Genomic DNA, 24,117 nt, shown 5'->3' on the forward strand with positions numbered 1-24,117 from the left:
GAGCTTGCTCCGGCCCCCTCTGCGTTACCCTGGACGTCGGTGCGCCCCGTGCGCCCGGCATCCCATCTGGAGGCATCCTCTTGTTCAGCGCCATCGCGCGGGTCTTCCGTACGCCCGACCTTCGTCGGAAGATCGCATTCACCCTTGCCATCATCACGCTGTACCGACTCGGCGCCCACGTCCCGGCCCCGTTCGTGAACTTCCCCAACGTGCAGTCGTGTCTCAACGCGAGCGCGGGCACCGAGGGTCTGCTGTCTCTGGTCAACCTGTTCTCGGGCGGCGCGCTGCTGCAGCTGTCGATCTTCGCGCTGGGCGTGATGCCCTACATCACCGCGACGATCATCGTGCAGCTGCTGCGCGTGGTCATCCCGCACTTCGAGACCCTCTACAAGGAGGGGCAGGCGGGCCAGGCCAAGCTCACGCAGTACACCCGCTACCTGACGATCGCGCTGGCGCTGCTGCAGTCCACGACGCTGGTCACGGTGGCCCGCAGCGGTCAGCTGTTCGGCATCACCGGCGTCCCCGAGTGCGAGCAGCTGCTCACGAACGACGTGTGGTGGGCGCAGCTGCTGATGATCATCACCATGACCGCCGGCACCGGCCTCATCATGTGGTTCGCCGAGCTGGTGACCGAGCGCGGCGTCGGCAACGGCATGTCGCTGCTGATCTTCGTCTCGATCGCCGCGGCGTTCCCCGGCTCGCTGTGGGCGATCTGGCAGTCGCGCGGCTTCGAGGTCTTCCTGCTGGTCCTGGCCGTCGGCATCCTGGTGATCGCCCTCGTCGTCTTCGTCGAGCAGTCCCAGCGCCGCATCCCCGTGCAGTACGCCAAGCGGATGGTCGGCCGTCGCACCTACGGCGGCACCAACACCTACATCCCGATCAAGGTGAACATGGCCGGCGTCGTGCCCGTCATCTTCGCCTCGTCGCTGCTGTACATCCCCGCCCTCATCGCGCAGTTCAACCAGCCGCAGGCCGGCGAGAGCGTGCCCGGGTGGGTCGCGTGGATCCAGCAGTACCTCGTCTCGGGCGACCACCCGCTGTACATGGCGATCTACTTCCTGCTGATCGTCGGCTTCACGTACTTCTACGTCGCCATCACCTTCAACCCGGTCGACGTCGCCGACAACATGAAGAAGTACGGCGGCTTCATCCCGGGCATCCGCGCGGGCCGGCCCACGGCCGAGTACCTGGACTACGTCCTCACCCGCATCACCCTGCCGGGGTCGATCTACCTGGGCCTCATCGCCCTGCTGCCGCTGATCGCCCTGGCCACCGTCGGCGCCAACCAGAACTTCCCGTTCGGCGGCGCCTCGATCCTCATCATCGTCGGTGTGGGTCTCGAGACGGTCAAGCAGATCGACGCGCAGCTGCAGCAGCGCCACTACGAGGGGCTTCTTCGATGACCACCACCCACGCACGACTTCTCATCGTCGGGCCGCAGGGCTCGGGCAAGGGCACGCAGGGCGTCCGCATCGCCGAGGCGCTCGGCATCCCCGCCATCTCGACGGGCGACGTCTTCCGCGCCGCCGTCTCGGCGGGCTCGGACCTCGGCCAGCAGGTCAAGGCGATCATCGAGGCCGGCGACCTGGTGCCGGACGAGCTGACCAGCGCCGTCGTGCGCGAGCGGCTGTCCGAGGGGGATGCCGCGGGCGGGTTCCTGCTCGACGGCTACCCGCGCAACCTCGGCCAGGTGCGCGACCTCGACGCCTTCCTCGCCGACCGCGGTGAGGCGCTGGACGCCGTCATCGAGCTGAGCGTCCCGCGCGACGAGTCGATCTCGCGGCTGTCGCTGCGCGCCCAGGAGCAGGGCCGCACCGACGACACCGAAGAGGTCATCGCGAACCGGCTGGCGATCTACGAGCGCGAGACCGCGCCCATCCTCGACGTGTACCGCGAGCGCGGCATCGTCGACGCGGTGGACGGCGTCGGCTCGCTCGACGAGATCACCGAGCGGATCGTGAAGGCGCTCGAGGCGCGCGGGTTCGTGCGCTCCGCCGCGGCCTGATCGTGCTGCGCCGCTCGATCTACAAGACCCCCGCCCAGCTGCGGGCGATGGTCGAGCCCGGGCTCATCACCGCGGCCGCGCTGGATGCCGTCCGCGCGCTGATCGCGCCGGGCGTGACGACGGCTGAGCTGGATGCCGCGGCATCCGCTGTCATCGTCTCGCGCGGCGCGCGCTCGAACTTCCAGCTCGTCCGCGGGTACCGCCACACCATCTGCGCGTCGGTGAACGAGCAGGTCGTCCACGGCATCCCCGGGGACCGCGCCCTCGAGCCGGGGGACATCCTCTCGATCGACTGCGGCGCGGAGTATCAGGGGTGGAACGGCGACTCGGCGTTCACGGTCGTCGTCCCCGATCCGGAGCGGCCCGAGCTCGTCGCCGAGCGCGAGCGACTGAGCGAGGTCACGCGCGGGTCGCTGTGGGCGGGCATCGCGGCGCTGTCCACGGCGTCGCACCTCGGCGAGGTGGGCGCGGCGATCGAGGACTACATCGCCGCCCACGCGCCCGAGGCGGGCTACGGCATCCTGCAGGACTATGTCGGTCACGGCATCGGACGCAAGATGCACGAGTCGCCGTCGATCTTCAACTACCGCATCCCCGACCGGGGCGCGGACGTCCGGCCGGGACTGGCTGTGGCGATCGAGCCGATGGTCGTCATCGGCGACCAGGCGACGTTCGTCGAGGACGACGACTGGACGGTCTCGACCCTGGACGGCACCGCGGGCTCCCACTGGGAGCACAGCGTCGCCGTGCACGAGGACGGGATCTGGGTGCTCACGGCACCCGACGGGGGAGCGGCGGAGCTCGCCGCGTTCGGCGTGACCCCGCGCCCGATCGCCTGATCGAAACCGGCGGAAGGAAGAGGATGACTGCGCAGGCTCGCAAGACGAACTGGTTCGCGATCTGGGTGAGCATCGGCGTCGTCGTCGCGCTCGCCCTCGTGGCCGTGCTCGTGGTGACGCTCAACAACGCCGCGAACGAGCCGGGTGAGGCTCCCCAGGCCGAGAACATCGAGGCCGAGACCGGCGCCATCCTGATCGGCGACGGCGAGAACCGCCTCGACACCTACATCGACTTCATGTGCCCCGTCTGCAACCAGTTCGAGCAGGCGTACGGCGAGTCGATCCAGGGTCTCGTCGACGACGGCACCGCGACCCTCGGCATCCACCCCATCTCGATCCTCGACCGCTACTCGCAGGGCACGGAGTACTCCACGCGTGCGGCGAATGCGATGTACTGCGTCGCCGAGGCGGATGCCGATGCGGCGCTCGGCTTCATGCAGGCGCTGTTCTCGAACCAGCCGGCAGAGGGCTCGAGCGGCCTCACCGACGAGCAGATGATCGAGATCGCCCGGTCTTTGACCGCAGAGGACGTCAGCGGCTGCGTCAACGACGGCGCCTACGTCGGCTACGTCGCCGACATGACCGAGGAGACCCCGGTCCAGCCCGGTCAGGCCGGCATCGCGACCCCGACCATCGCCGTCAACGGCGAGGCGATCGCCAACAGCGACCTGCCGCAGCCGGCGGACCTCGCCTCGCTGTTCGACTGATATCCACTCAGTCGCCGAGGGCGCCGCGCGCATCGTCCGGAGGCGCGCTGAGCGGTCCGACGGTCTCCTCTTCCGCAGAGCGCAGCGCCGCGACGGTTCCCGCCGCCAGCGAGCCGAGGAGCAGTGCCGCGGCGACAGCGAGTGCGGCGCCGCCTGCGGGCCACGCCTCGGCCGCTCGCAGGATCGAAGCGTCCTGCCAGAAGTGTCGAACCCCGAAGACGACCCCCGCGACCACGGCCAGGGCCGCCAGTGCGGGAGCCCCGATCGCGACCCATCGCCGTCGGGGAAGACCCGCCGCGATCAGCACGGCGAACGCGAGGACCGTCCCGTGGAGGTAGCGGCCCTGCGCTGCGCGGATGGTGCCGTTCCACAGCCAGTGACGTGCGCTGCCCACGGCGAAGATCGCGAGGGTCAGGGCTATCGCCGCCAACAGGATGATGACGACGACGGGCCTGCGGCGAAGGCGCCACACGCCGATGGCCCCGATCGCGATCGCGCCCAGGCTCGCGGCGATGTGCAGCGCTGCGGGTTGGACCGGCGTCTCGAGCCACCCGAGATTCATCCACATCGACCCGGAGAGATCGTGGGCGAAGCGCCCGAGCCACGGGACGAGGGGTTCCCAGGCGAAGGGGATCACCCGGTCAGGGTGCGCGGTCGGCTGCAGGGTCCCCTGGGAGATCAGCGCTCGGACGTACCAGATCAGGCCGAGGCAGGTCACGAGAGCCCCCGACAGCATCGGCAACCAGATTCGTCCGCGGTCCGCGCGCCACCGCCAGGCATAGGCCAGGAGCGCCGGCAGGAGCAGGGCGAGGGCGTAGCCCTTCGTCCACAGCGCGCATGCCAGCGCGCCCCCGAGCATCAGAGCCGTGCGCACGCGCATGTCCCCCGTCGCGACGCGCACCATCAGCGCCAGCGACACCGTCGAGGCGAGGATGAGCAGCGATCCGTTGCCCACGAGGGCGTTGATGTGCGAGAACTGGATCCAGGCGGCCGGAACGAACATCGCGACCAGCTGCGCGGTGGGCGGCAACCCCAGCCGGCGACACGTCGCACCGACCAGCGCTGGTATGGGGAGCAGGAGCGCGCCGCTGAGCAGACGCATGATCATCACGGCACCCGTGACGGCAGTCTCCTCCAGGGAGAGGGCATGAATCGATCCGGCCAGGAGGATGTAGTAGAGCGGCGGGTGCTGCGTGATCTGATTCGTCACGGACGCATCTGCCGTCGCTTCGCCCGCGATGCGGAGCTCGCTCAGAGAGGGCGGTTCGGCAGGGAGGGTTCCGACCGGACCGGCTGAGGGGAAGACCTCCTGCGCACCGGGAAAGCCGAACCACGGGTAGGAGGCGCGCACGCTGACGGGGAAAGGAGACGTGCCGGGCGGAGGATACTCGCCCGTCTCGAACAGCTCGACTGCCGTCGCGATGTGGTTCGGCTCATCCGGCCCTCGCATGCCGGGTGTGACCACTGCCCACGAAAGCAACGCGGCAGCGAGCATCGCAGTAGCAGCGACCGCACCCCACAGCTGCGCTTCGCTGACTTCCCGGAAGAGGCCCTTCGCCCGTTCGCGCATCATCTTGGGCAGACGCTAGCAGTCGGACCCGAGTTGCCGCGGCATCCGATATCACGTACTCTTGATCTTTGGTGCCTTGCGCCTTTCTCGGCGTGTCCGTGCACCGCAATCCCATCCACCGCAGACCGGCCGGTCTGCACAAGTGTTAGCGAGCGTATGGCGAAGAAAGACGGTGTCATCGAGATCGAGGGCGTCGTGTCCGAGGCTCTGCCCAACGCGATGTTCCGCGTCGAGCTGACCAACGGTCACAAGGTTCTCGCCACGATCTCGGGCAAGATGCGGCAGAACTACATCCGCATCATCCCGGAGGACCGCGTGGTCGTGGAGCTGTCGCCCTACGACCTGACCCGCGGCCGCATCGTCTACCGCTACCGCTGAGACCGGTCGAGAAGTAACGCCGCGGGCTGATCCGTCAGGCGAAGACAGCGAAACAGGAAATCATGAAGGTCAACCCCTCCGTCAAGCCCATCTGCGACCACTGCAAGGTCATCCGCCGCCACGGCCGCGTCATGGTGATCTGCAAGTCCAACCCGCGCCACAAGCAGCGCCAGGGTTGACGTGAGTCGTGTCGAGGCGGCGCAGCCGCGTTGACACGCGAACGTCAAGGCTGAGCGAGGCCGCCGCAGGCGACCGAGACGAAGCCCCCGCGAACGAACAACTGAATACTCCTCATCGGCAGGATCAGAACCCGCAAGGGGGACACCTCGGGCGGAGGCCCGGGCACCGATCCTGCTCCACACCTCCACGACACTCCTAGGAGAGCCGCATGGCACGTCTCGCCGGCGTCGACATCCCGCGCGACAAGCGCGTGGTCATCGCCCTGACCTACATCTACGGCATCGGCCGTACCCGCTCGAACGAGATCCTGGCTGCGACCGAGATCGACGAGAACATCCGAGTCAAGGACCTCACCGACGACCAGCTCGTCGCGCTCCGCGACCACATCGAGGGCACCTACAAGGTGGAGGGTGACCTTCGCCGCGAGGTCGCCGCCGACATCCGCCGCAAGGTCGAGATCGGCTCGTACGAGGGCCTGCGCCACCGTCGCGGCCTGCCTGTGCGCGGCCAGCGCACCAAGACCAACGCGCGCACCCGCAAGGGCCCGAAGCGCACCGTCGCCGGCAAGAAGAAGGCGCGCTAGTCCGGCGCCCCCTGGTTTAGGAGAACACGAACATGGCACAGGCCAAGACCGCTGCGCGCAAGCCGCGTCGCAAGGAGAAGAAGAACATCGCCGTGGGCCAGGCCCACATCAAGTCGACGTTCAACAACACGATCGTCTCGATCACCGACCCCTCGGGCGCCGTCATCAGCTGGGCGTCCTCGGGTGGCGTCGGCTTCAAGGGCTCGCGCAAGTCGACCCCGTACGCCGCGGGTATGGCTGCCGAGTCGGCCGCTCGCCAGGCTCAGGAGCACGGCGTGAAGAAGGTCGACGTCTTCGTGAAGGGTCCGGGTTCGGGCCGCGAGACCGCGATCCGCTCGCTGACCGCCGCCGGCCTCGAGGTGGGGTCCATCCAGGACGTCACCCCCCAGGCTCACAACGGCTGCCGTCCCCCCAAGCGCCGCCGCGTCTGATCTCGTGTGCCGGGCTGCCGGGGTTCCCACCCCGGCGCCCGGCCACCCGTATGTGTGACGGATGCCGGTGCACCGGCATCCCGGATAAAACTCAACACCTCACCCACCGCACGTGTCATATAGCGGGCACGTGATCGAAAGGAACACATAGTGCTCATCGCACAGCGTCCCACTCTGACCGAGGAGAAGATCGGGGAGTTCCGCAGCCGCTTCGTCGTCGAGCCGCTGGAGCCGGGCTTCGGCTACACGATCGGCAACGCGCTGCGTCGCAGCCTCCTGTCTTCGATCCCCGGCGCGGCTGTCACGTCGATCCGCATCGACGGCGTCCTGCACGAGTTCAGCACCATCCCGGGCGTGAAGGAGGATGTCACCGAGATCATCCTCAACATCAAGCAGCTCGTCGTTTCGAGTGAGCGCGACGAGCCCATCACCGCGTACCTGCGCAAGACCGGCTCCGGTGAGGTCACCGCCGCCGACATCTCGGCGCCCGCCGGTGTCGAGGTGCACAACCCCGACCTCGTCATCGCGACGCTCAACGACACCGCCAAGTTCGAGCTCGAGCTCACCATCGAGCGCGGCCGCGGCTACGTGTCGGCGACCCAGAACCGCAACGAGTACGCCGAGGCCGGTCAGATCCCGGTCGACTCGATCTACTCGCCGGTCCTCAAGGTCAGCTACCGCGTCGAGGCGACTCGTGCCGGAGAGCGCACCGACTTCGACAAGCTCGTGCTGGACGTCGAGTCCAAGCCCTCGATCGCCCCGCGCGACGCCGTCGCCTCGGCCGGTCGCACCCTGACCGAGCTGTTCGGCCTCGCCCGCGAGCTGAACGTCGAGGCCGAGGGTATCGAGATCGGCCCCGCGCCGGTCGAGGCCGTCCTGTCGAACGAGCTGTCGATGCCGATCGAGGACCTGGACCTGTCGGTCCGCTCGTACAACTGCCTCAAGCGCGAGGGCATCAACACCGTGTCCGAGCTGGTCGCCCTGAGCGAGACCCAGCTCATGAACATCCGCAACTTCGGTCAGAAGTCGGTCGACGAGGTGCGCGACAAGCTCGTCTCGCTCGGCCTGTCGCTGAAGGACTCGGTTCCCGGGTTCGACGGCGCGCACTTCTACGGCGGCTACGACGACGAGAACGTCTGAGCAGTTCGTCCCCCCGACCGACTTTTCCCACTGGAGTAATTGAGAATGCCCAAGCCCACGAAGGGTCCCCGCCTCGGAGGCGGTCCCGCACACGAGCGTCTGCTGCTGGCGAACCTGGCCGCCGCGCTGTTCACCCACAAGTCGATCAAGACGACCGAGACCAAGGCCAAGCGCCTGCGTCCGCTCGCCGAGCGCCTGATCACCTTCGCCAAGCGCGGTGACCTGCACGCTCGTCGCCGCGTGCTGTCGGTCATCGGTGACAAGGAAGTCGTGCACGTCCTGTTCACCGAGATCGCTCCGCTGGTCGCCGACCGTGATGGCGGCTACACCCGCATCACGAAGGTCGGCAACCGCAAGGGCGACAACGCCCCCATGGCCGTCATCGAGCTCGTGCTCGAGCCGGTGAACGCCAAGCCGAAGAAGTCGTCGTCCTCTTCGTCGAAGAAGGCCGCCGCCGAGGCGCCCGCCGAGGACGAGGTCGTCGAGACCCCGGCCGACGAGACCGCCGCTGACGAGACCGCTGAGGCTCCCGCCGAGGACACTGACGCTGACGCCGGCGCGGAGTCGCAGGAGGAGGGCGCGGCCGCCGAGGCGGCGGCCGAGGACGCCGTTGTCGAGGACAAGAAGTCCGAGTGATCCGGATGCGGCGCTGAGCGCCGCCGGGATCTTCGCCGAGACCCGCACCACCGCCGCGTGGTGCGGGTCTTGTCGTTGACGCGCGCCCGAGCCCCCGGCATCCGGCCCTCTCTTGTGTACGGATCACGTGATCGGTACGAGATCACCCGCAAAGGACGGCGAATAGCGGGTGATCTCGAGAGCATCACGTGATCCGTGACGCGAGCGGGGGACGCGCACAGGGGCGCACGGCAGGGGCGCACGCGGGGAGGGGAACGCGCGGGTAGGGTGGCCGGGTGAGTGCCGACCCGACGACGGATGCCGCCGCCACCCTCGCCGAGCGGCTCGCGGCGGCGGGGGTCGAGGTGACCGGCCCGCGCCTTCCGCAGCATCCCGGCATCGCCACGTGGCGGGGCGCATCGCGCGACGACGTGGACGCGATCCACGCGGTTCTCGCCGCCGCCGACCGCGTCGATCACCCCACGTGGGTGACCCCGCGCGAGGATGTGGCCGACACGTTCGAGCTTCCCGACGTCGACCACGCCCGCGACACGATCCTCGCCGTGGCCGACGACGGGCAGGTGGTCGCCGTCGGCACGGTGATGCGGCATCCCGACACCACGACGAAGGTCAAGGCGTACCTGCAAGGCGCGGTCCACCCTCAGTGGCGACGGCGGGGGATCGGCGAGCAGGTCGTCCGCTGGCAGTACGCGCGGGCGATGCAGCAGCTGGCCGAGTCCGGCTCCTCGGTGCCCGGCGAAGTCGCGCTGTATGCCGGGGAGCGCAACCACGGCGCGGTCGTCCTCGCCGAGCGTGTGGGCCTTCGCACTGCCCGGTGGTTCACCACGATGGTGCGCGACAACACCGCTCCCGTGCCCGACCTGCCCGACCCGGACGGCATCACGTTCGCGGCATACACCGCCGACCGCGCCGAGGACATGCGCCGGGCGCGCAACGACGCTTTCCGGGATCACTGGGGGAGCCTCCCCTCGAGCCCCGAGCGCTGGGCGCAGTTCGTCGGCGGCGCGTTCCTGCGTCCCGACCTGTCGACGCTCGCGCTGGACGCCGACGGCCGGATCGTCGCCTTCTGCCTGGCGTCGGTGAACGAGGACGACTGGCAGGCCCTCGGCGCGAGCAACTCCTACATCGACCTCATCGGGGTCGTCCGCGATCACCGCGGCGAGGGTCTCGCCCCGCGGGTCATCGCGCGCACGCTGCGGGCGATGACGGATGCCGGGCTCGAGAAGGCGGTCCTCGACGTGGACACCGAGAGTCCCACCGGCGCCCATGCGCTGTACGAGCGGCTCGGCTTCGTCGCCACCGAGCGCGACCGCGTGCTGACCCGCGAGTTCTAGCGGAGCACCCGTCCCGCGCCCGCGGCCCCCCGCCGCCGCCCCTCTATCGCGGGGCCACGCCCGGCGCTAGGGTATGGCCAGCCTCGAGGGCTCGGGGCCGGTCCTTCTGTGGCGCCCCGCGGGCGCGGACGGGGGTGGCGGGATCGTGTCGGGGACGACGGCGCAGCACATCGACGCGGCTCCCACGGAATGGGTGGGCACGCCGCGCGGCAGGGTGCGTCCGGGGCTGTCGATCTATTCCATCCTGCTGATGATGCTGCTGTCGGTGAGCGTGCTCTCGAGCATCGTCGTCGGTGTCATCGGGTACCTCAACGGCACCGAGGCGCTGCGGGCCATCGCCTACGAGAAGCTCGTCGAGATCCGTGAGAACCGCACGCGCGAGGTGGCGCAGCTGGTGGCCACGATCGAGAACGCCGTGACCCTGGGCGCCCGCAACGAGACGAGCATCCAGGCCGCCCGCGCGTTCGCCGCGGGTTTCGCCGAGCTCGAGGACGAACCGGCGGATGCCGCGGCCACCGCGGCCGTGGACGCCTATTACCGCGACACGTTCGCGGCGCGGCTGGCCGAGGCCACCGGCGAAGAGGTCGACGGTGCGACCTTCGCGCCGCGTTCGGCAGCCCAGCGCTACCTGCAGTACCACTACGTCATCCCGCACGAGACGTGGGAGGACGCCATCGAGACCGACGACGCCGGCGACGGCAGCGCGTGGTCGGCCGCCCATGAGCGCTTCCACGACTACTACCGCGCTATGACGCGGCTGCAGGAGTTCGAGGACGTCCTCATGATCGACACCCGGGGGAACGTCGTGTACACGGCGTTCAAGGGGGTGGATCTCGGGACCGACCTGTTCGAGGGTCCGTACCGGCTGTCCAACCTCGCCGAGGCGTACCGGCAGGTGATGGGCGGCAACATCGTCGGCGAGGTGGTGGTCGCCGACTTCGCCGCGTACAACCCGAGCCTCGGCACGCCTGCCGGCTGGGCGGTGACCCCGATCGCCGACGGCGGCGAGGTGCTGGGGGCGCTGGCCATCGAGCTGCCCATCGACCGCATCAACGAGGTGATGACCGTCGGCGGCCAGTGGCGCCTCAACGGGCTGGGCGAGACGGGCGAGACCTATCTCGTCGGCCCCGACGGCACGATGCGGTCGGTCTCGCGTCAGCTGCAGGACGATCCCGAGGCGTACGTCGCGGCGGCCGTGGCCGCCGGCCTGCCGCCCGCGCAGGCGGCGCTCGGGGTGAAGACGGGGAACACGCTGCTGCATCAGAACGTGACGGGGGATGCCGTGACGCGCGCTCTGGCCGGCGAGAGCGGAACGCTCGTCGGGCGTGACTACCTGGGCCGCGAGAGCCTCATCGCGTATGCCCCGCTGGGCGTGGGCGAGCTCGGCTGGGGGATCATCGCGCAGGAGACGACGGCCGAGGCGATGGTGCCCGTCGACGACTTCACGCGCAATCTGCTGCTGTCGACGGCGGCGATGATCATCTTCGTCTGCCTGCTCTCGCTCGTGCTCGCCCAGGTGTTCGTTCGGCCGCTGCGGCGGCTGAAGACGGCGGCGCAGCGGATCGCCGCGGGCGAGGAGGGCGTTCAGGTCGACGCCGGCTCCAGCGACGAGCTGGCCGATGTCGCGCGCGCCTTCAACGACATGAGCCGCAGCCTGCAGGTGAAGTCCGGCCTCATCGACGAGCAGGAGCGCGCCAACGAGCGCCTCATCCTGTCGTTCATGCCCGAGGGGATGGCCGCCCGCTACAAGCACGGCGACGACGCGATCACGCAGGACAGCGACGACGTCACGGTCGTCTTCGCCGACATCGTCGGGTTCGAGGAGCTCGCCCTGACGATGTCGAGCGAAGAGGCGGTCGCGCGCCTCAATGACCTCATCCGCTCGTTCGACGAGGCCGCCGAGCGCCACGGCGTCGAGCGGGTGCGCACGACGCGGCAGGGGTACCTCGCCAGCTGCGGTCTGGCGACCCCGCGGGTGGACAACGCCCGCCGCGCGGTGGACTTCGCCGTCGAGCTGCAGACGATCCTCGAGCGCTACTCGGCTCAGCAGGGGGTGGGGCTGCGCCTGCGCGCCGGCCTGGACTCGGGGCGCGTCACCAGCGGACTCATCGGGCGGGCACGCGTCGTGTACGACATGTGGGGGGATGCCGTGAACCTCGCGTTCCGCGTGCAGGGCGACTCGAGCGAACCCGGCATCTACCTCACCCAGCGCGTCGCCGAGCGGCTGCCCGAGTCGTTCTCGCTCGTACCCGCCGGAGAGGTCGAGACGCAGACCGGCGGGCAGCGGGTGTGGCGCGTCGAGGTCCCCGCTCCCGTCGTGGAGGGGTGAGCCGTGAACGGCATCGTGGCGCAGCCGTGGTTCTGGCCCGCGGTGATCGTCTCGGTCGGCCTGCCGGTCGCCCTCATCGGCCTGACGGAGTTCCACAACGCGCTCGCGCGGCGGGGCAGCCGTGCGGCGCCGATCGTCCTGATGGTCCGCAACTACCTGGTGCCGGTGGCCGGCGTGCTCGTGCTGATCAGCCAGCCGGGTGCGTGGCAGGGCGAGGGCACGTGGCCGCGGGTGATCTGGACGGTGTTCGGGCTGCTCGTGATCGTGGTCACCATCAACGCGGTGAACCATCTGGTGTTCCACCGCGCCGAGAAGGGGTCGTGGCGCGACCGCTTCCCGACGATCTTCAGCGACCTGATCCGCTTCGTCTTCATCATCCTGGGGATCGCGGCGGTCTTCTGGTGGGTGTGGGATGCCGATGTCGCGGGCGTCTTCGCCGCCCTCGGCGTCACCTCGATCGTGGTGGGCCTGGCGCTGCAGAACGCGGTCGGGTCGATCGTGTCGGGGCTGTTCCTGGTGTTCGAGGCGCCGTTCGAGCTCGGCGACTGGCTCGAGGTGGACGGCACCCGGGGCCGGATCGTCGAGGTCAACTGGCGTGCGGTGCACCTGGACACCGGCAACGGCACCCTCGTGATCCCCACCGGCGAGCTGGCGGGCGGGGCCTTCACGAACCTGTCGCGCAGCCCCGAGCCCTATGCGACGGTGATCGAGGTGGCCTTCGGCAGCGACGACCCGCCGGGCCGCGTGCGGGAGCTGCTGGTGCAGGTCGCCCGCGACATCCCGCTGGTCTCGCCGCAGGCGGAGCCCGCCGCGGCCGCCCTGCCCGGCTCGGCCTACACCGTGGCGATCCCGCTGCGCACGCCCGGCGACGAGGACGCCGTCCGCAACGCCTTCCTCACCCGGCTGTGGTACGCCGCGCGGCGGGCCGAGCTGCACCTGGACGCCGACGACACCGACGACTGGCGCACGCCGGCGCGGCTGCAGCAGGCGCTGCGCCGGGTCGCGCCCACCCTCAGCCTCAAGCCCGCCGAGGCCGAGGCGCTCGCCGCGCACGCGCGCTTGGAGCGCTACTGCGCGGGCGAGTCGATCCTCGTCCCCGGGGTGGTCCCCGCCGAGGCGCGCGTGCTGCTGTCGGGCACGGTCGTCCTCGGCATCCCGACCGAGGCCGACGGGTTCGTGCAGGTCGCCCAGCTCGGTCCGGACGATGTCGTGGGGATCACCGCGCTCAGCCGCACGCAGACGATCTCGCGGGCGGTCGCGACCAGCGAGGTGGACGCCGTGGTGCTGCCGGTCTCGGTCCTCGACGACATCGTGCGGCTGCATCCGGTCGTTGCCCGTGAGTTCGTCCGCGAGAGCGAGAACCGGGTCCGCCAGGCGCGCGTGGCGCTGCAGGCGGTGGGTGAGCGACTGCCGTTCGGGCGGCGCGTGCTGGGCTGAGGCGCCTCAGGCCCTAGGCTTCGGGTGTGCCCGAGATCCTGTGCGTCGACGCGGTCGGTGTGCGGGTGGGCATCGACCTGGGCGCGCTGGACGAGCCCGGCGCCGACGCCGTCCGGCAGGCGTGGGCGGATGCCGTGAGCCCTGCCGGCGCCACGCCGGACGTCGTGGTGCGCCCGGCATCCGGCCCGGTCGAACGGGTGCTGTCGTCCCTGTCGCAGTCGGTGACCCTCGCCGCGATCGAGGCCGCGCACGGACGGGTGTGGATGCTGCACGCCGCCGGGCTCGCCGGCGCGACCGGCGATGTCGTGGTGCTGGTCGGTCCGTCCGGCCGGGGGAAGACGACGGCCTCGCGCACGCTGGGCCGGACGTTCTCGTACGTGTCGGACGAGACCGTCGCGATCGACGAGTCCGGCGGGGTGCGGCCCTACCGCAAGCCGCTGTCGGTGATCGAGGACCCGGCGAAGCCGAAGCGGCAGATCGCGCCCTCGTCGGCGGAGCTCGTGCCGCTGCCGGACGCGCCGCTGCGGGTCGCGGCCATCGCCCTGCTCGACCGCCGGCCCGAGCACGTCGGCGCGCCTCTGGTGGAGGGCGTCGAACTCGCCGACGCCCTGGCAGAGCTCGTGGGGCAGTCGAGCTTCCTGTCGCGCACCGAGTCCCCGCTGCGGCTCATCGCCGCGCTCGTGACCGCCGTCGGCGGCGTGCGGCGCCTGGTGTACCGCGAGGCGGGCGACCTGGTGCCGGTGATCGATCAGCTGCTGGCGGCGGGCGCGGCGACGGTCGTGCCCTGGGAGCCCGCGCCGACCGCAGCCGCCACCCCCGCGACGGGCTCCTCGACCGGTTCCCGCTATCGGCGCGCGCCGTGGGTGGACCGCATCGACCTGCACGATCCCGATCGCATCGCGGTCCTGAGCGCCGACGAGCGGGGCCGGGGCACGGTGCGGGTCCTCGCGGGGATCGCACCGGCGCTGTGGCGCTCCGCGGACGGCGCGACGCTCGCCGGGCTCACCCGCGTCGCCGTCGACGCCCACGGCGTGCCGCCGGGGTCCCGTCCCGAGGACGCGGTGGCCGCCGCCCTCGACGACCTCGTCGCGGCGGGTCTGCTCGTCGTGGAGGGATGATCTCGCGAGGTCGATGGGCCTTTCGGCCCTGAACCCGCTCCCGCGCGCCCCGTAGCGTCGATCCCGAGGACGAGCGCGAAGGAGTGTGAGCGAGATGACCGAGAGAATCCTGGTCGGTGTCGTTCCCGGGGATGCGGGACGCCGGGCCGTGGAATGGGCGGCGCACCGCGCCGCCGCCCGGCGGGCGCCGCTGGAGCTGTTCCGGATCATCGGCGGTGCCGTCGGCGTCGTCGGTGAGGCGTCGCTGGTGACCGAGATGAAGGCCGAGACCGCCGAGCATCTCGCGGCCGAGGCGGACAGCATCCGGTATCACGGCATTCCGGTGACCACGCGCGTGGACCACGGCAACCCGGTCGCCAAGCTCATCGAGGCGTCGAAGGATGCCGGGCTGCTGGTGATCGGCAGCGATTACCACGTCGGCGGCCGGGGTCCTGCGCGAGGGCTGCACGGCATCCGCATCAGCGCGGGCGCCCACTGTCCCGTGGTCGTCGTGCCCGATACCGAGAACGGCGAGCGCGCGGGCGTCGTGGTCGGCGTCGACGGGTCGGAGCTCAGCGAGAAGGCGATCGCGTTCGCCGCCGCCGAGGCCGACCGGCTGGGCGAGCCGCTGGTGGCCGTCACGGCCTGGCAGCCCATGGAGGTGCCGCGCTCGCCGGGGCTGTACCCGGCCACGTACATGGAGTCGCTGCATCACCTCGCCGAAGAGGCGCAGGCGATCTCGCTCGCCGGCCTGCCGCAGACCTATCCCGACCTGAAGGTCGAGAAGCACGTGGACGAGGGGTGTCCGGCCGACGTGCTGAGCCGCTACGCGGCGACCGCCCGGCTGACGGTCCTCGGCTCCCACGGCCGCGGGGTCGTGGCACGGTTCCTGCTGGGCTCGGTCAGCGAGCAGATGCTGTACCGCCTGAAGAGCACGACGGCGATCGTCCGCTGACGGGGGCCGGGGGCTGGGGCCGCGCCCGCTCGCATCTGGGGAGCGAGCGGGCGCGGATAGGCTGGCCTGGTGCGCATCCGGCTCGACATCGCCTATGACGGCACGCACTTCCGCGGCTGGGCACGGCAGCCGGGCCTGCGCACCGTGCAGGGCACCCTCGAGGACGCCCTCGGCCGCATCATCGGCGGGGAGCCGCGGCTGGTCGTCGCCGGCCGCACCGACGCCGGGGTGCACGCGAGCCACCAGGTCGCCCACCTCGACCTCGACGACGCGCAGCGCGAGCGGCTGCTGCTGGCCCGCAACCGCCGTGACGCCGATGACCCCGACCGCGCCGTCGCGGCGCTCGCCGCACGGGTCGGCGGAGTATTGGGCCAGTACGCCGACGCAGCGGTCGTGCGCACGCGCGTCGCCCCCGCCGGGTTCGACGCCCGGTTCTCGGCCACCTGGCGCCGCTACGAGTACCGCATCGCCGACCGCACGAGCGGCTACGACCCTCTCGAGCGGCATCGCACGACGACCGTGCGCGCGGCGCTGGACGGGACGGCGATGGATGCCGCGGCGAGGAGCCTCATCGGGCTGCACGACTTCGCGGCGTACTGCAAGCCGCGCCCCGAGGCCACGACCATCCGGACGCTGCTGGAGTTCGACTGGCGGCGCGCCGGCGACGGCGTGCTCGTGGCGAACGTGAGGGCCGATGCGTTCTGCCACAGCATGGTGCGTGCGCTCGTCGGCGCGTGCGTCGCGGTCGGCGAGGGCAGGCTCTCCGTCGCCGACGTCGCCGACATCCGCGACGAGCGCGAGCGGGTGCCAGAGGTGAAGGTCCTCGCGGCGCGGGGACTCACCCTGACCGGTGTCGGGTACCCGGCCGACGAGCTGCTCGCGGCCCGCGCGGAGCAGACCCGCGCCCGCCGGGACCGGGACGGCGAGGACGCGTGAGGGCGGCCGTCAGCGACGGAGCATGCGGGCCGTGACACCGGTGGGCTCGGCCGTGCCGAGCACCGTCGCCGGTCCGACGCGCTCCCACCGGTCACCGCCCTTGTCCTCGGCGTTGGCGGCGGCCTGCGCGGCGAGGTAGAGCAGCACCGTCAGGTCGTAGCCGACCGAGGACGCGGGCGCCCAGCCCGCGCTCGCCGAGGGCCGCACCGGCAGGCGGCCGTAGGGGGCGAGCCGCGAGATGCGGGCGAGAGCGGACCGGATTCGTTCGCGCATCTGGGGGTTCGGACCCGGGGCGAGGACGACGACGACTCCGGGTGTGGGAGAGGCGAGTTGGGCGTCGGGGAACGCCGCCTGAAGGGCGCGCTCGATCCGGCCGGTCACGGCGGACAGCTCCGGGGCGCCGGCGGTTTGGCGCACCTCGTCGGCGTCGTCCACCTGCACGTAGACCAGCGACCACGGAGTGCCGGTCTCTTGCCCGCGGACGAGGGTGGCGTGGGCCCGCTCCTCGAAGGCGTCCCAGGCGCTGCTCGGGCGGATGCGGCGCGCGCGGACGAGTGCCCGCAGCGCCGGACCGACGACGGCGAGCAGCACGGCGGCGAGGTAGAGGATGATGAACGCGATCCGCACGAGCCGCACGGTGCCCGCATCAGGCTGCCATCCCGCCAGACCCGCGACGCCGGCGATGGTGCCCGTCACGCTCATCACCGCGTACAGGCCCGAGGCCACCACGAGAGGCACCGTGAACCGGTCGCGGGGCGCGGACCAGCGGATCCACTCGACGACGACGAGGGCGCTGAAGACGGATGCCGCCAGCACCGCCAGCCGCCACACCGGACCGATCCCGGACTCGTCGCCGCTGGCCAGCATGGCCGCGACGCCGGACCCCGCCATCACCGGTCCGATCCAGACGAACGGACGCGCGCCGCGCTGCGATCGGGCGCCTGACCACACCAGAGCGGGCAGACCCGCGAACAGCCCCAGGGCGCCCAGGCGCAGCGATTCCGAGGGTACGGCGTCGGCGGCGACGACGCCGCACGAAGCGACCGCCGCGAGGGCGATCGCGGCGGACCACAGCAGATTCGCCTGCGTCGGCCGCAGCAGGAATCCGAACCCGAAGGCGCAGATCGTGGCGAGGGTGGTCATCAAGGCGAGAGCCAGCCCCACCGCCGAGACGTCGCCCGCGAGGACCGCGTGCAGCTCGTGGGCGGTCATGCGCTCGCCGCCCGGGGACGATCCGGGGGAAGGGACGGGGGGTGCGGCGGGGTCGCGTCGGCGGACGGGAGCCGCAGGGTCACCGTGGTCCCGACACCGAACTCGCTGTCCACGGTCAGCGACCCGCCGTGCTCGACGGCGATGTCGCGGCTGATTGCGAGCCCCAGACCGGTGCCCGGGGCGCTGTCGATGGCCTTCGCGGTCCGGTAGTACGGGGTGAAGACGCTCGCGAGATCGGATTGCTCGATGCCGATGCCGGTGTCGGTGACCGACACGACGGCCTCGGCTCCCTCGCGCCCGGCGCTGAGCCAGACGTACCCGCCGCGGGGGGTGTACTTCACGGCGTTGCTGACGATGTTGTCGATGACCTGGCGCAGCCGGAACGCGTCGCCGGCGAGTGGCAGATCCTCGGCGAGTTCGGCGGCGAGGGCGACATCCTTGGCGCTCGCGGCCACCGTGAAGGTCTCCACCGACTCCCGCACGATCTCACGCAGATCCAGCCGGCGGGGCGCCGGTGATGGGGCCGGCCGCGAGGGGTCGAGGAGTTTCGTGGTCATTTCCAGCATCCGCTCACTGGCCCGGTGGATGCTGGCCAGCTGATCTCGCGTGCGAGGCGTGAGCTGGTCGCCCTCCAGGGCGAGCTCGGCGTAGCCGAGGACGGCGGTGAGCGGATGCTTGAGTTCGTGCGAGGCGATGGCCGCCAGTCGTCGCCGCTCGCGTTCGGCCAGCACCACCTCCGTCACGTCGTGGACGAACAGCAGCGTGCGACCTTCCTCGTCGTCGCTCTCGCGCTTGGTCGAGATGGACAGAGCTCGCCACTGCCCGTCGAGCGTGAACAGCCACACTCGCAGATCGGTCAGGCTCTCGCCCCGCGCGGCGCGCGCGATCGGACGCTGGACGGCGGGAAGCGGCATCCCTCGGTCCGTGTCGTACTCGACCGAGCGCGCAGGTTGCGTGATGTCGTGCGGGTCAAGCCCGTAGAGGCGGACGTAGGCGTCGTTGGTGGTCAGGATCCGACCCGATGACGAGATCCGCGCGACCGCGGTGTCCAGTCCGTTCAGCAGGTCGCTCAGTCGACGCTCCTCGCGGGAGCTGCGATCCAGGGTCGCCTGCAGGCGGTGTGCCTGCCGGCGCATCAGCGTGCGGTAAGCCTTCGCGGCCCGCATCGCCAGATGGGCGGTGATCCCCAGGAACGACAGCGCCAGCAGCGAGATGATGATCTGCAGCGGCGAGTCGGCGCCCGACCCGAGGAGCATCGCCCCGCCGATCCCGACGAGCAGCCCCGCCAGGGCCAGCGCGGAGAACCTCATCGCGACCCACATCACCGGGAAGATCCAGAACGCCCAGAAGCGCAGGCCGCTGTCGTAGGCCACGATCGCCACCGCCAGCGCGTCGGCGAAGGGGATGACGATGACGTTGTCGGTGGCCAGCCAGCGGCGGGGTGCGGCGAGGGTCGCGACCGTCACGAGCAGGATCAGCAGGATGCCGGTGGCCACGGTCCAGTGCGCGAACAGCTGTGGGTCGATGATGAGAATCGCGACGATCAGCACCACCACGCTGACGGCCAGCGTGAGCTGCGTGAGCCAGATGGACCGAGTACGGGAGTCGGGCGCATCCCAGGCCGCGCCCGACTGCTTCCCGGTCATTCTCGGATTGTAGCGGCGGGGCGGGCGGTGTCTGGCGCACCTCAGCGCACGCCACCGTGTTTTCCTTGTGGCTTTCTTGCGCGAGCCCTGGCGCGACGACGTCGGGTTCTTGAGGTCGGCCCGGCACGCTGGACCCAGGCGGCTCGGACCCGGCTGAACCGGATGGGGGAGGATGACCGGTCCGGCACTGCGCACCGGCCGCTGCGCAATCGACGACGTGCGCGACCCACTGGGGATCTGGGGACGACGGGTCGCGCATCGGGACACCTTCTCACCCGAGGGAAGGTGATCCCCCAAGCTCCTCCCGGGACCCGCCCGAGGTCCCGGGAGGTGCGGGGGCGCAGTGCGTCAGGCGGCGAATTCCGAGGTGAGCCGGTATCCGACCCCGCGCACCGTCTCGATGTACCGGGGCTGGGTGGGGCTGTCGCCGAGCTTGCGCCGCAGATTCGTCATGTGGGCCTCGATCGCCCGCTTGTCGGCCTCGCCGACGAGATAGCTCGTGACGTAGGACTCGCCGCGAAGCACCAGCGTCAGATCGGCCTTGCTGCGCACGCGCCGCTTGGAGTGCAGCAGCGTCGTCAGCAGGTCGAACTCGGTGCGGGTCAGCACGATCTCGTCGGACCCGATGAGGGCGATCCGGGTGTCGGGGTCCACCCGCAGATCGCGGTGCTGCAGCCAGTTGCCGTCGGCGGTGGCGACGGCCGAGGGCTCCTCGCGGGCGCGCAGGGCGGCACGCGTGTCCCCGCCGGCCGCGGGCTGAGCCGCCCGCGACGGGTGGGCCGCGCCCACGCCGGGGTGCCCCGGGAACGACGGCCCGACGCGGTCCTGGACCGGCACGGGAGCCGGGGCCACGGCGCGGCTCCCGCCGAGGCGACGCAGGACCGCGTCGATGCGGGCGCGCAGCTCCCGCGGACGGAAGGGCTTGGCGAGGTACTCGTCGGCCCCCGCGCCCAGTCCGAGGACGACGTCGGTCTCGTCCTGCATCCCCGTGAGCATGATGATGTACGTGCTGCTCTGCGCGCGGATGCGCCGCGCGGCCTCGAACCCGTCGATGCCGGGCATGTTGATGTCGAGCGTGGTGATGAGCGGCTGGTAGTCCGCGACCGCGCGGACGCCGTCGATGCCGTTGCCCACGGTCACCGTCGAGAACCCGGCCGATTCGAAGACCTCGGCGAGGATGTGGCGGATCTCGGGGTCGTCCTCGACGATGACCGCCGTCCGCGGACCCTCGGTTGTGCTGATCACGTTCGCCCCCCGGCTGATCGCAAGTCGCTCGAGACCCTCAGACGGCCCCGATGCGAGATTTCGATGCTACACATCTGTCACATCCGTCACGTCACACGGCGGTCACAATTCTCGCCGGCCGAGCGATGCGCGCCGCCGTCAGCGCAGGGACGGATCCCGATCGCGCCAGTTCTGCGCGGTCTGCAGCACCCAGAAGGCCGCGAACAGCAGCAGCGCGATGCTCTCACCGATGAGCACCGGCCGCCACGCGTAGAAGCGCTCGCCGCTGAGGGCGAGGGTCGCCACGAGCACCGCCGCGAGCGAGGATCCGAGAACGGCGTACGCCGTCCGCAGCCAGGGCGCCGTCGCGCCGGTCGCCGGACGGAACGCCTCGAGCAGGGCGGTGGCGGCGATGAGGGCGAAGAAGGCCACGGCGGCGATCACGTGCCCGACGGCCAGGACGACGCCAGGTGCCAGCATCCAGCCCACGCCGACGATCAGCAGGATGCCGCCGCCCAGGCCCAGTGAGAGGCCCGCCTCGCGCGGGTCGATCTCGCCGCGGGCGGTGAGGGCGGCGCCGATCCCCACCACGAGGGCGCCGACGACGAGGTAGGCGGTCAGCCCGACGCGCACGTCGGCGAAGACCGTCGCGGGGTCGGCCGTGACGTCCGAGAACGGGATGATCGCCACGAGCGGGGCGAACAGCGCGGCCGCGTCCAGCAGGGCGCGCGAGGCGCCGCGGCCCGAGAGGGCGAACAGGCAGACGGCGGCGGCGATCAACGCGCCGGTGAAGACCGTGCGGGCGGGCGAGTCGTAGTAGTGGCTGATGCTGGGCAGCCAGCCGACGAAGGGGACCGCCGCGAGGACCGCGGTGAAGATGGCCACCACCGTCAGTGCCGTCGCGATCCGCAGGTAGCGGTAGGTACGCTGCGGGGACGTGGTCGCCGGCGTCGCCGGATGCCGCTGCGCGTCCGGTGGCGGGGCAGGAGCGTCGGTCACCTGGCCCACCGTACCGGCCGGGTGCGGACAGGGGGATCCCCCCGACGGACCATGAAGCAGTCAGGAGACGCCGAGGGGATCTCGAGGGCCGGCGGTGCACCGGGCGAGGCCTGAAAGGTCGTCGTTCGGGTGAAGTCGAGCCTCTGCGCCGTCGGTCCTGCCCACACTTTATGCCCGGCGCGGGGCGGTGTCCATCAGTCCTTCGCGGCGTTGCCGACCAGTTCACCCGATGCGTCGGCATCGGCGGGCGCGGTGGGTGCAGCGGTGGCCGTCGCGGTGTCGGGAGCGGCGTCGGGAGTGGTGGGCGTGGCGGTGGCCGTCGCGGTGTCGGGCGCGGCGTGCGGCGCGGTGTGGGACGCGTGCTTCTCGGCGCGCCAGGCCCGCCACGACACCGCGACCGCGGCCGCCCACACCACGGCGACGGCCGCCAGCACCCAGCCGGTGACGGCGCCCTCGGCATCCCACTGCAGCAGCAGGGTGCGGGCGTTGGTGAAGATGATGATCCCGCCGACGAGCGAGCCCAGCAGGCGGGCCGGCAGCTTGCGGACGAGCCACGCGGCGATGGGCGCGGCGATCAGGCCGCCGGCCAGCAGAGCACCGACCCACGTGAGGTCGAAGCCGCCCGAGCCCAGGCCGATGAGGAAGCCGATCGAGGCGGCGATCGCCACCAGGAACTCGCTGGTGTCGATCGAGCCGATCACCTTGCGGGGCTCGATGCGTCCGCTCGCCAGCAGGGCGGGGGTTCCCACCGGGCCCCAGCCGCCGCCGCCCGTGGCGTCGAGGAACCCGCCGACGAGCCCCACCGGCGCGAGGAAGCGCAGGCGCAGGGGCTTCGCGCGGTCCACGCGCGGCAGCGAGCGGAACGTGAAGCGGGTGAGGATGTACAGGCCGAGCGCGAGCAGGATGACGCTCATGACGGGCTTGGCGACATCGGTGGACAGGGCCGAGAGGACGGTCGCGCCGAGGAAGGCGCCGATCGCGCCGGGGACGCCGATGCGCAGCACCACCTTCCAGTCGACGTTGCCGAAGCGCCAGTGCGAGACGCCCGAGGCCAGCGTCGTGCCGATCTCGGCCAGGTGCACCGACGCGCTCGCCGCGGCGGGGTTCGCACCGATCGCCAGCAGCAGCGTCGTCGAGGTCACGCCGTACGCCATGCCGAGCGCTCCGTCGACCAGCTGGGCGCCGAGGCCCACGAGAGCGAGGAGCACGAGAGTCTGCATGGCAGGCCTTTCCGTCAATTCCGACTGGATTAGTCGGTATTAGTGTTCCGGGCCGCCGGGGCGGTGTCGAGAACGTGACGGAATGTGTCGCTACCGGCCGCTGACCCACGACTCCGGGTCGTCGGCGAGGTCGCGGACCATCGGGGGCAGGGCGCCGGCGGCGAGGTCTGCCAGCGAGGTCTCGTCGAGCACGCGACGGACGCTGGCGCGGAGGGCGACCCACAGGGCCACGAGTGCCTCGTCGCCGGTGGGGTACTCCAGTTCGCTCGGACGCTCGTCTCGCACGAACACCAGCGGGCCGTCGACGGCGCGGATGACGTCGGCCACCGAGATCCCGGCCGCCGGCCCCGCCAGGCGGTAGCCCCCGGCCGCGCCGCGGCGGCTGGTGACGATGCCGCCCTTGCGCAGCGCACCGAGGATCCCCTCGAGGAAGGCGGCGGGGATGTGCTGCTCGGTGGCGATGCGGTCGCCCGAGAGGTGTTCTCCGTCGGCCGCGCGGGCCAGCGACAGAGCGGCGCGGACGGCGTAGTCCGCGCGGGCCGAGATGCGCATGGCGGGCCTTCCGGAAGCGGGTCGGGGCGGCGGTGAGGGGCGATCTCATTCTCGCGCAGGCCGGGCCTTCCGTCAGCGCCGCGCGCCGGCATCCGTCGGGGAAGAACGGTGGTGCACGGACCCGCCCGCGAGCAGGATGGACGCATGGAAGGACAGCAGGCGGGGATGCCGGCGCCTCAGGGGCCGCGGGAGTACGTGGTGCGCGGGTCCACCTCGCGAACAGGCGAGGCGTTCGTCGAGGCGGCGGGCACGCGCGTCGCTCTCGACGCCCGCTGGGGTGCGCCGCCGACGGGGGATCCCGGGCCGGCCGACCTGCTGGGGAGCGCGTTCGCGGCGTGCATGCTGAAGAACCTCGCGCGGGCGGGCGCCATGCTGGGCTTCTCGTTCGACGAAGCCACGGTCGAGGTGGTGCTCCACCGGCAGGACGCTCCGCCCCGGTTCACCCGCATCACGTACGCGATGCGGATCGCGACCGACGAGCCGGACCGTCGCGTCGAGCTCGTCCACGCGAACCTGCGCAAGTTCGGCACGGTGTTCAACACGCTCGCGGCGGTGTGCGAGGTCGAGGGCAGCGTGACCGCCGAACGGCCGGTGTGAGGGCGGGGGTCTCGTGACGGAGGGGCGTCGACGATTCGTGTCGGTGAGGAGATCGCGATGAGTCGTGTCAAGGCCGCCCACCGCTGCGGGCCGCGGGTCTAGGCTGTCGT

Annotated in this window: 24 protein-coding genes; 17 read left to right on the forward strand and 7 right to left on the reverse strand. The window is 71.3% G+C overall.

Translation table 11 applies throughout. The features are described from left to right. Nucleotides 1-80: 80 nt before the first annotated feature. From secY to ACYVF4_RS09625, 4 genes are read left to right on the forward strand one after another with little or no spacing between them, the layout of a single operon-like run. Nucleotides 81-1,403, forward strand: coding sequence for a preprotein translocase subunit SecY (gene secY, locus ACYVF4_RS09610; RefSeq protein WP_460722087.1), 1,323 nt, complete (start codon nt 81-83; stop codon nt 1,401-1,403). Continuing rightward, nucleotides 1,400-2,005, forward strand: a complete 606-nt coding sequence (locus ACYVF4_RS09615; RefSeq protein WP_460722089.1) for an adenylate kinase — start codon at nt 1,400-1,402, stop codon at nt 2,003-2,005. The genes secY and ACYVF4_RS09615 overlap by 4 nt, the downstream gene beginning before the upstream one ends. Continuing rightward, on the forward strand, nt 2,005-2,844 hold the full coding sequence (map, locus tag ACYVF4_RS09620; RefSeq protein ID WP_460723108.1) for a type I methionyl aminopeptidase: 840 nt from the start codon (nt 2,005-2,007) through the stop codon (nt 2,842-2,844). The genes ACYVF4_RS09615 and map overlap by 1 nt, the downstream gene beginning before the upstream one ends. A gap of 23 nt (nt 2,845-2,867) precedes the next feature. Further along, nucleotides 2,868-3,551 carry a DsbA family protein gene (locus ACYVF4_RS09625; protein WP_460722091.1) on the forward strand — a complete coding sequence of 228 codons (684 nt, stop codon included), beginning with the start codon at nt 2,868-2,870 and terminating at the stop codon, nt 3,549-3,551. Between the two features lie 7 nt (nt 3,552-3,558). On the opposite strand, the gene ACYVF4_RS09630 is transcribed toward ACYVF4_RS09625, so the two are convergent. Next, nucleotides 3,559-5,124, reverse strand: a complete 1,566-nt coding sequence (locus tag ACYVF4_RS09630; RefSeq protein ID WP_460722093.1) for a DUF2142 domain-containing protein — start codon at nt 5,122-5,124, stop codon at nt 3,559-3,561. Nucleotides 5,125-5,277: 153 nt separating this feature from the next. Here ACYVF4_RS09630 and infA point away from each other — a divergent pair, with 153 nt between their 5' ends. From infA to truA, 12 genes are all read left to right on the forward strand, one after another. Next, entirely contained in the window at nt 5,278-5,499 is a 222-nt protein-coding gene (gene infA / locus ACYVF4_RS09635) for a translation initiation factor IF-1 (protein ID WP_005050493.1), read from the forward strand. Nucleotides 5,500-5,561: 62 nt separating this feature from the next. After that, complete coding sequence (gene rpmJ, locus ACYVF4_RS09640; protein ID WP_005050492.1) at nt 5,562-5,678, forward strand: 50S ribosomal protein L36; 117 nt, start codon at nt 5,562-5,564, stop codon at nt 5,676-5,678. Nucleotides 5,679-5,887: 209 nt separating this feature from the next. After that, nucleotides 5,888-6,262, forward strand: coding sequence for a 30S ribosomal protein S13 (gene rpsM, locus ACYVF4_RS09645; RefSeq protein WP_460722096.1), 375 nt, complete (start codon nt 5,888-5,890; stop codon nt 6,260-6,262). 32 nt (nt 6,263-6,294) lie between these two features. Next, a complete protein-coding gene (gene rpsK, locus ACYVF4_RS09650; protein WP_251451638.1) occupies nt 6,295-6,693 on the forward strand; it encodes a 30S ribosomal protein S11 in 399 nt (132 codons plus the stop codon). A gap of 150 nt (nt 6,694-6,843) precedes the next feature. After that, nucleotides 6,844-7,833: a DNA-directed RNA polymerase subunit alpha gene (locus ACYVF4_RS09655; RefSeq protein ID WP_460722098.1), complete on the forward strand. Its 990-nt coding sequence runs from the start codon at nt 6,844-6,846 to the stop codon at nt 7,831-7,833. Between the two features lie 45 nt (nt 7,834-7,878). After that, the gene (gene rplQ / locus ACYVF4_RS09660) at nt 7,879-8,469 is read left to right on the forward strand and encodes a 50S ribosomal protein L17 (protein ID WP_460722100.1); all 591 of its coding nucleotides are present in this window, start codon (nt 7,879-7,881) and stop codon (nt 8,467-8,469) included. Nucleotides 8,470-8,744: 275 nt separating this feature from the next. Beyond that, complete coding sequence (locus tag ACYVF4_RS09665; protein WP_460722102.1) at nt 8,745-9,803, forward strand: GNAT family N-acetyltransferase; 1,059 nt, start codon at nt 8,745-8,747, stop codon at nt 9,801-9,803. Between the two features lie 73 nt (nt 9,804-9,876). After that, complete coding sequence (locus tag ACYVF4_RS09670; protein WP_460722104.1) at nt 9,877-12,132, forward strand: adenylate/guanylate cyclase domain-containing protein; 2,256 nt, start codon at nt 9,877-9,879, stop codon at nt 12,130-12,132. A gap of 3 nt (nt 12,133-12,135) precedes the next feature. Beyond that, nucleotides 12,136-13,569 (forward strand): mechanosensitive ion channel domain-containing protein, encoded by a 1,434-nt coding sequence (locus ACYVF4_RS09675; RefSeq protein WP_460722106.1) that lies wholly within the window; start codon nt 12,136-12,138, stop codon nt 13,567-13,569. A 26-nt stretch (nt 13,570-13,595) separates the two neighbouring features. Then, complete coding sequence (locus tag ACYVF4_RS09680) at nt 13,596-14,687, forward strand: hypothetical protein (protein ID WP_460722108.1); 1,092 nt, start codon at nt 13,596-13,598, stop codon at nt 14,685-14,687. 94 nt (nt 14,688-14,781) lie between these two features. Then, a complete protein-coding gene (locus ACYVF4_RS09685; protein WP_460722110.1) occupies nt 14,782-15,621 on the forward strand; it encodes a universal stress protein in 840 nt (279 codons plus the stop codon). A 69-nt stretch (nt 15,622-15,690) separates the two neighbouring features. Continuing rightward, complete coding sequence (gene truA / locus ACYVF4_RS09690; protein WP_460722112.1) at nt 15,691-16,557, forward strand: tRNA pseudouridine(38-40) synthase TruA; 867 nt, start codon at nt 15,691-15,693, stop codon at nt 16,555-16,557. 9 nt (nt 16,558-16,566) lie between these two features. On the opposite strand, the gene ACYVF4_RS09695 is transcribed toward truA, so the two are convergent. The 6 genes from ACYVF4_RS09695 to ACYVF4_RS09720 form a co-directional block, all read right to left on the reverse strand. Next, entirely contained in the window at nt 16,567-17,769 is a 1,203-nt protein-coding gene (locus tag ACYVF4_RS09695; RefSeq protein WP_460722114.1) for a hypothetical protein, read from the reverse strand. Next, a complete protein-coding gene (locus tag ACYVF4_RS09700; protein WP_460722116.1) occupies nt 17,766-19,415 on the reverse strand; it encodes a sensor histidine kinase in 1,650 nt (549 codons plus the stop codon). Before ACYVF4_RS09700 ends, ACYVF4_RS09695 begins: the two co-directional genes overlap by 4 nt. A gap of 348 nt (nt 19,416-19,763) precedes the next feature. After that, complete coding sequence (locus ACYVF4_RS09705) at nt 19,764-20,660, reverse strand: response regulator transcription factor (RefSeq protein WP_460722118.1); 897 nt, start codon at nt 20,658-20,660, stop codon at nt 19,764-19,766. A gap of 138 nt (nt 20,661-20,798) precedes the next feature. Next, entirely contained in the window at nt 20,799-21,638 is an 840-nt protein-coding gene (locus ACYVF4_RS09710) for a hypothetical protein (RefSeq protein ID WP_460722120.1), read from the reverse strand. Between the two features lie 194 nt (nt 21,639-21,832). Next, nucleotides 21,833-22,858: a sulfite exporter TauE/SafE family protein gene (locus tag ACYVF4_RS09715; RefSeq protein ID WP_460722122.1), complete on the reverse strand. Its 1,026-nt coding sequence runs from the start codon at nt 22,856-22,858 to the stop codon at nt 21,833-21,835. Between the two features lie 90 nt (nt 22,859-22,948). Further along, nucleotides 22,949-23,410, reverse strand: a complete 462-nt coding sequence (locus tag ACYVF4_RS09720; RefSeq protein ID WP_460722124.1) for an RrF2 family transcriptional regulator — start codon at nt 23,408-23,410, stop codon at nt 22,949-22,951. A gap of 144 nt (nt 23,411-23,554) precedes the next feature. On the opposite strand from ACYVF4_RS09720, the gene ACYVF4_RS09725 reads away from it, so the two are divergent. Beyond that, on the forward strand, nt 23,555-24,007 hold the full coding sequence (locus ACYVF4_RS09725; RefSeq protein ID WP_460722126.1) for an OsmC family protein: 453 nt from the start codon (nt 23,555-23,557) through the stop codon (nt 24,005-24,007). Nucleotides 24,008-24,117 lie beyond the last annotated feature (110 nt).

This window comes from Microbacterium aureliae, from assembly GCF_054780155.1.

Excerpts from the sequence above, each read along its gene's own strand:
- ACYVF4_RS09625 (WP_460722091.1), top strand. The coding sequence starts at position 2,868 with ATGACTGCGCAGGCTCGCAAGACGAACTGGTTCGCGATCTGGGTGAGC.
- ACYVF4_RS09700 (WP_460722116.1), bottom strand. The coding sequence starts at position 19,415 with ATGACCGGGAAGCAGTCGGGCGCGGCCTGGGATGCGCCCGACTCCCGT.
- infA (WP_005050493.1), top strand. The coding sequence starts at position 5,278 with ATGGCGAAGAAAGACGGTGTCATCGAGATCGAGGGCGTCGTGTCCGAG.
- ACYVF4_RS09630 (WP_460722093.1), bottom strand. The coding sequence starts at position 5,124 with ATGATGCGCGAACGGGCGAAGGGCCTCTTCCGGGAAGTCAGCGAAGCG.
- rpsM (WP_460722096.1), top strand. The coding sequence starts at position 5,888 with ATGGCACGTCTCGCCGGCGTCGACATCCCGCGCGACAAGCGCGTGGTC.
- ACYVF4_RS09725 (WP_460722126.1), top strand. The coding sequence starts at position 23,555 with ATGGAAGGACAGCAGGCGGGGATGCCGGCGCCTCAGGGGCCGCGGGAG.
- ACYVF4_RS09670 (WP_460722104.1), top strand. The coding sequence starts at position 9,877 with ATGGCCAGCCTCGAGGGCTCGGGGCCGGTCCTTCTGTGGCGCCCCGCG.
- ACYVF4_RS09615 (WP_460722089.1), top strand. The coding sequence starts at position 1,400 with ATGACCACCACCCACGCACGACTTCTCATCGTCGGGCCGCAGGGCTCG.
- ACYVF4_RS09685 (WP_460722110.1), top strand. The coding sequence starts at position 14,782 with ATGACCGAGAGAATCCTGGTCGGTGTCGTTCCCGGGGATGCGGGACGC.
- rpmJ (WP_005050492.1), top strand. The coding sequence starts at position 5,562 with ATGAAGGTCAACCCCTCCGTCAAGCCCATCTGCGACCACTGCAAGGTC.
- ACYVF4_RS09715 (WP_460722122.1), bottom strand. The coding sequence starts at position 22,858 with ATGCAGACTCTCGTGCTCCTCGCTCTCGTGGGCCTCGGCGCCCAGCTG.
- ACYVF4_RS09720 (WP_460722124.1), bottom strand. The coding sequence starts at position 23,410 with ATGCGCATCTCGGCCCGCGCGGACTACGCCGTCCGCGCCGCTCTGTCG.
- rpsK (WP_251451638.1), top strand. The coding sequence starts at position 6,295 with ATGGCACAGGCCAAGACCGCTGCGCGCAAGCCGCGTCGCAAGGAGAAG.
- rplQ (WP_460722100.1), top strand. The coding sequence starts at position 7,879 with ATGCCCAAGCCCACGAAGGGTCCCCGCCTCGGAGGCGGTCCCGCACAC.
- ACYVF4_RS09695 (WP_460722114.1), bottom strand. The coding sequence starts at position 17,769 with ATGACCGCCCACGAGCTGCACGCGGTCCTCGCGGGCGACGTCTCGGCG.